The sequence below is a fragment of the Zarconia sp. genome (assembly GCF_057467645.1).
Genome location: NZ_JBRJXU010000143.1, coordinates 44,662 through 50,797 on the forward strand (window position 1 = coordinate 44,662; position 6,136 = coordinate 50,797).

4 protein-coding genes are annotated in these 6,136 nt (G+C 49.3%); all 4 read left to right on the forward strand.

The window, feature by feature from the left end; genetic code table 11:
• Window positions 1-54 precede the first annotated feature (54 nt).
• Window positions 55-918, forward strand: coding sequence for a hypothetical protein (locus AC2215_RS21790; protein WP_486812118.1), 864 nt, complete (start codon window positions 55-57; stop codon window positions 916-918).
• 21 nt (window positions 919-939) lie between these two features.
• Entirely contained in the window at window positions 940-1,356 is a 417-nt protein-coding gene (locus AC2215_RS21795) for a XisH family protein (protein WP_486812119.1), read from the forward strand.
• Window positions 1,344-1,697 (forward strand): element excision factor XisI family protein, encoded by a 354-nt coding sequence (locus AC2215_RS21800; protein WP_486812120.1) that lies wholly within the window; start codon window positions 1,344-1,346, stop codon window positions 1,695-1,697. Before AC2215_RS21795 ends, AC2215_RS21800 begins: the two co-directional genes overlap by 13 nt.
• 572 nt (window positions 1,698-2,269) lie before the next feature.
• On the forward strand, window positions 2,270-6,136 hold a 3,867-nt coding region (locus AC2215_RS21805), incomplete at its 3' end, for a WD40 repeat domain-containing protein (protein ID WP_486812121.1).

Below are 6,136 nucleotides of genomic sequence, written 5' to 3' on the forward strand. Positions count from 1 at the left end.
CCCGAAGCGTTGGATACACTGACTCTAAGAATCGATCGCTAAGCCAAATCGTTTATGACATTGGATTTACGGAAATTTTTTAAAGCCACCGATCCCAGTCGCACTTTGAATGTAGAGAAGTCCGAAGATCGGCAGTATTATATTGATTTTTCCTCGGTGCGCGGGGGGGCGATCGTCGATAAAATTAAGCAGCGCATCACCTTTTTTTCACCGGACGAACCCACCTGTACCCTGTTTACCGGGCATATCGGCTGCGGGAAATCGACAGAGTTGCTGAAGCTGAAAACGGAGTTGGAACGGGATGGATTTTTAGTCATCTATTTCGAGTCAGATAAGGACTTGGAGATCACGGATGTGGACATTGCCGATGTATTTTTGGCGATCGCCCGTCGAATCGCTCAAGAACTCGAAGCCCTCAACCTGGAAGAACCCAGTGGTTTCAAAGCGTTGCTAGAGGGGGCGACGCGGGTGTTAAACGCAGAGATCTTGGGCCTCAAGGGTAAGATTCCCGGCGTGGGAGATGTGGGGTTTACCAGCAAAGACGATAAGTTTTCGCTCTCTTTTGGGATTGGGGAACTCACCGCCCAGGCAAAAAGCGATGCTGGGTTGCGAGAGAAGCTGAATCAGTATTTGGGGCCGCAAACCTCGAAGTTACTCGAAGCGATTAATCGGGAATTGCTCGAACCGGCGATCGCGGCGTTGCAGAAGCAGGGAAAGCGTGGATTGGTAGCGATCGTGGATAATCTCGATCGAGTGGATAACCTGCCGAAACCCTTCGGACGACCCCAGCAGGAATACTTATTTATCGATCGCGGAGAGTGGCTGACGAAGTTGCACTGCCACGTCGTCTATACGATGCCCTCGGGGAATCAGCAGACCTCATGCAATCGCAGAAGTCTATTAAATCCTCGATTCTAAGAATCTCGATAAAATATTGATATGTCGGCAAAAGATATATTCCACGAAACGGTAAAATCGGCATTACAAAAGGAGAATTGGAGCATAACTGACGACCCGCTGTATTTGCGGCTTGGAGATGACCAACTGCGAATCGATTTAGCCGCAGAACGCTTGATTACTGCCGAACGCGATCGCGAGAAAATTGCCGTAGAGGTGAAGAGTTTTCTCCGCCCTTCTGCAATATCGGAGTTTCATACAGCGTTGGGGCAGTTTTTAAACTATCGAGCTGTTTTACAGGTTAAACAGCCCGATAGAACGTTATATTTAGCTATTACCGAAGAGATATATCGAACTTTTTTTCGACGAGATTTACCCCAACTCAGTCTTCAAACCTATCAAATCAAACTGATTGTATTCGAGCCAGAAACGGAGGCAATCGTAGAATGGATAAATTAATCGCTACAGACAAGTTAGTTCGCTATCGCAAACTCGTTCGACAGGTACTCGAACCCTACACTCACATCAAACCTTTTCCGGGTGAAATTGAAGTTTGTCAGTGCTTCGATTCTGAAGGAGATCGCTACCAAATATTTCATGCGGGATGGGATGGAAATCAGCGCATTTTTGGGGCGATCGTGCATATTGATATTATTGGGGAAAAATTTTGGATTCAATATGACGGAACGGAAGTTGGGGTTGCGCTGGAATTAGTCGATTTGGGGGTACCGAAACAAGATATCGTACTCGCCTATCACTCGCCTTTTCTCCGGCAGTATGATGGGTTTGCTATCAGTTAAGAATTATTTTTATTTTCCATTTTTCAAGTTTTACAAGGTCTTATTCACAGCAATTAAAAACATAATTTACGGCAGATAATAAGCGCTCTGTATCGTATATTGTGTAGAGTTTAATTTCTTTGGTAAAGGTGTTCAATTTGAGTTTCCTAAATTGCAAAACTTGTACGTTAGTGACGATTTTATGAAGAGTTTGTCGGTCTCCAAAATCATTTATTTTTGGTATGGCAACCAGTTCGTCTAAACATTGTCCCCAGCCTTTGATAAAGTTATCTGATATTCTTGGAGAACTTGAGCAATATTGTTATAAGTGTCGAAAGACATAGCTATTTATCGCCGATTCTCGATAATAGAAACTTTCACAATCTAGTGTACTGAATTTTTGAGGGTTTGGCTTGAATCCCAGAATCCTCTATAGTCGAATTTATTTTTGATGCATGAATACGGATTTTAAGTTTTGGTCGATCGCAAAATAGATCGCCTTCTAATACATCCTACGTTTCTACAATCTATTAGGTTTGCTACAATATCGAGGTGTGCTAGCAACTGGAAGCCGTTCGCCTCCTCGAAATTCTATGAGTATTTCGGATTTTCCTGAGAATACGAACTTGGATTCTCAAATTAATTTGACGGCGGATAACGAACGATCGCTGCAACAACTGAGTTGGGCGATAGAAATGTCTGAAGGTCAGTTTAAGCTGATATTATCTCATTGTGATTATATCAAATTTCGCCATCAATTAATGACGCGATTGCACGACATTTACGAGGGAGAAATTCGGAAGATTGAATTAGGAGAACGCAGCCAGAGTTTATTACGGGAAATCGAGGAAGCATTGGGCGAGGATGTCCCAAAGATTTTAGTTGTACTGGGTTTGGAGAAAGTCGAGGAACTCGATCGCTTCTGGGGGGTGACCGATCGAAGTCGGGAGGAAATTCGCCAGCGCTGCCGGTTTACAATTCTGATTTGGCTCGACGATCGCACTCTCGAAAGCTTAATGCAGAATGCGCCGAATTTCGAGAGTTTCGGTACGACCAAGCGATTTAAAATTGCACCGGATGAATTAATCGCATGGGTGCGACAAACAGCCGATTTCCAATTCGATCGAATGCTGGAGATGGGAGCAGAACGATTTATCGATGATGCGGGAGAAAATAGGGCGACACAGATGCTTTCGGGGGCGGAATTTACCTTCGCCCAGCGGGATTTAACCCAGGCAAGAAATGGGGATCGCGATCTCGAACTGGACGCAACTCTGGAGGCAGATTTAGAATTTCTATTGGGTCGGGCAGCAGACCCCTTAGCCCAGGAGGCGCGGCAGCATTTCGATCGAAGTTTGACGCTGTGGCGAGAACTGGGGAATTGGGAACGGGAAGCCTGTTTGCGCTACTGTTTGGGAGTCTGGTGGCGAAATCGGGCAGTGCGCGATCGCCGGGAGTTCGAGACGGGATGCGATCGGGCGCGGCAGTACTTCGAGGGATGCGTGGCGGGATTTGAGGCGGCTGGGCGATCGGATTTGGTGGCGAAGTTTATCAATGCCGTGGGGGACGTGCTGCAACGGCTGGAACGCCCGGATGATCTGGAAACCCTGGGAAGGCGGGCGTTAGCACTCCACCAAACCTACGATAACCCCTTCCGACGGGCGCGATCGCTCGGGTTTCTGGCGCGGGTGGCGATCGAGAACCAGAAGTGGCAAGAGGCGCGGCAGTTCGCTCGGGAAGCACTGTCAGCACTGGCATCGGGAGCATCCTCATCCTCAACCCCGTCCTACCATCGCAGCGAATATTTGTTTCTCCTGGCAACGGCGCGGCAGCAGTTGGGGGAACGTCAACAGAGTTTGGCGAACCTAGAGGAAGCCCTCACCCAGATGCAGCCGGAGTCTGAACCGGAACTGTACGTCCAGATTTTGGAAGCATTGCGATCGGGATACTATGAGGTGGGGAACTACCCGACAGCCTTCGAGTACAAGCAACAACGGCGTTCCATCGAGCAGCAGTTCGGCTTGCGGGCATTTCTGGGGGCGGGACGACTCCAGGCGCGGCGCGAGGCCCAGTTGGGGGAAGCCTCGAATCGTTCTTACCCGAAAACCATCGCCCCGGAAATCATCGCTTCGGGACGGCAGCCGGATGTAGACGAACTGGTGAAGCGAGTCGGGGACAACCACAGCAAGGTGACGGTTCTCTACGGCTACTCCGGTGTGGGGAAGAGTTCTCTGGTAACGGGGGGATTGGTTCCGGCACTGAAACGCAAACCCATCGGCTATCGGGATGCCCTCCCAGTGGTGGTGCGATCGTATCGAGACTGGCTGGGGGAGTTGGGACGGTTGCTGGGGGAGGCGCTGGCGGAACGGGGTATTTCCCCGGAAGTGCCCCTGGAGTCAGAGGCGGCAATCTTGGCGCAGTTGCGGGAAAACGAGGAACGAAACCTGCTGACGGTGCTGATTTTCGACCAGTTCGAGGAGTTCTTTTTCCAGTATTCCCGGCGAAACCTGCGCAATCCCCTATTTGAGTTTTTGGGAAAAGCGATGGAAGTGCTATCACTCAAACTCATGTTTTCCCTGCGCCGGGACTACCTGCACCACCTGCTGAACCGACCGGGATTCGATCGTATCGACAACGACATCCTCAGCCGTCACGTCCTCTACAAAATCGGTAATTTTAGTTCCGATGAGGCGAAAGTCATAATCGCACAACAGACGGAACGGGCAAATTTCCCCATCCAACCGGATTTAATCGATGCGCTGGTAGCGGATTTAGATGCCGGGTACGGCAAAGTTCGCCCCATCGAACTGCAAGTGGTGGGGGCGCAGTTACAGGAAGAAAATATTACCACCCTGGCGGAATATCGGCAGCGCGGGCCTAAAAAAGCCCTGGTGCGGCGCTATTTGGCTCGGGTGGTAGACGATTGCGGTCGGGAATATCGGTCGGTGGCCGAGTTGGTGCTGTTTTTACTCACGGATGAGAAGAAGTTTCGACCGGCAAAAACGCGATCGGAATTAGCCGCAGACCTCAAGAAACTCGGCATCAAAGAAGAACAATTCTCCACCCTTGCCTCTTCCGTCTCTCTTCTCTCCGCCTCCCCGCGTCCCCGCGTCCCCGTGTCATCTTTTTCCCCTGCCCCCATCTCCCCCCTCAATTGGGTACTCACCGTCTGCACCGGTTCGGGATTGGTACAGGAAGTTTCCGGCAAGGGCGAACTACGCTACCAACTGGTACACGACTACATTGCCTCATCGATTCGCAAGCACAATGAGGTCAATTTAATTGAAAAGCTGGCTAAAGCTGAGGCAGATCGCAAACAAAGCCAAATGTTAGTTTTGCAGCAAGGAAATAAACTCAGACTCCTTTTGTTAGGAATTATTTGGCTGATTTTAGTTTCGATTATAACGAGTATATCTTGGAGAAGAGTTGAAGTTAAACGACAGTATCTTGCAAAGGAAAAACACCGTTTAGAACTTATTGAGAAAACCCTAAGTATCGATTTATTATCATTGAATGAGCAAAAATTTTATGCTGTTTTCGAAAGTCTGAGGGCTTGGCAACATTGGAAGAACTTGAAGAAAACTGATTCTATATATGAGTTACGATTAGCGACGGCTTTATTACAATCTCTTTACCACGTCAAAGAGCGCAATCGTCTCGAAGGGCATCGGGATAGCGTCTGGGATGTGAGCTTCAGTCCCGACGGTCAAACCATCGCCAGTGCCAGTACCGATCGCACAGTCAAACTTTGGGAAGCTGACGGTGCTTTCATGCGCCAGCTCAATCATGAGGAACCGGTCACCAAAGTCCGATTCAGTTCCGATGGCGAACTTCTAGCCTCTGCGAGTTGGGATTCAACCGTCAAGTTGTGGCAACTCGACGGAACTCAAGTCACCACCCTCAAAGGTCATCGCAATAAAGTCTACGCACTCAATTTCAGTCCCGATGGTCAATACCTCGTCTCGGGTAGTGAAGATTGTACGGTGAAGCTTTGGAGTCGAGAGGGAAAACTGATTCGCACCTTTGTCGATACCGAAACCACGCCCGATCTGGCGAAGGGGAAAAAGTGCGATTCGCGATCGAGTCATCACGGTCTGGTACTCGATGTCAGTTTTAGCCCCGACGGTCAACTGGTGGCCTCTTCGAGTAGCGACGATACCGTGAAACTGTGGCGGCTCGATGGCACCTTAGTGGCGACCCTCAAAGGACATACCCAAGACGTGAATGCTGTTACCTTCGATCCCCAAGGTCAATTTGTCGTCAGTGCTGGGGACGCCACCTTAAAATTCTGGAAGCTCAACGGAAGGCTAATCCAAACCATTCGCGCCCACAAAGACCAGATTCACAGCGTTCGTTTTAGTCCCGACGGTCAGTTTTTGGCATCGAGCAGTGAAGACAACACGATTCAACTGTGGCAGCGTCAGGGAGAATCCATCAAACTGTTGGAAACCTTTGAAGGT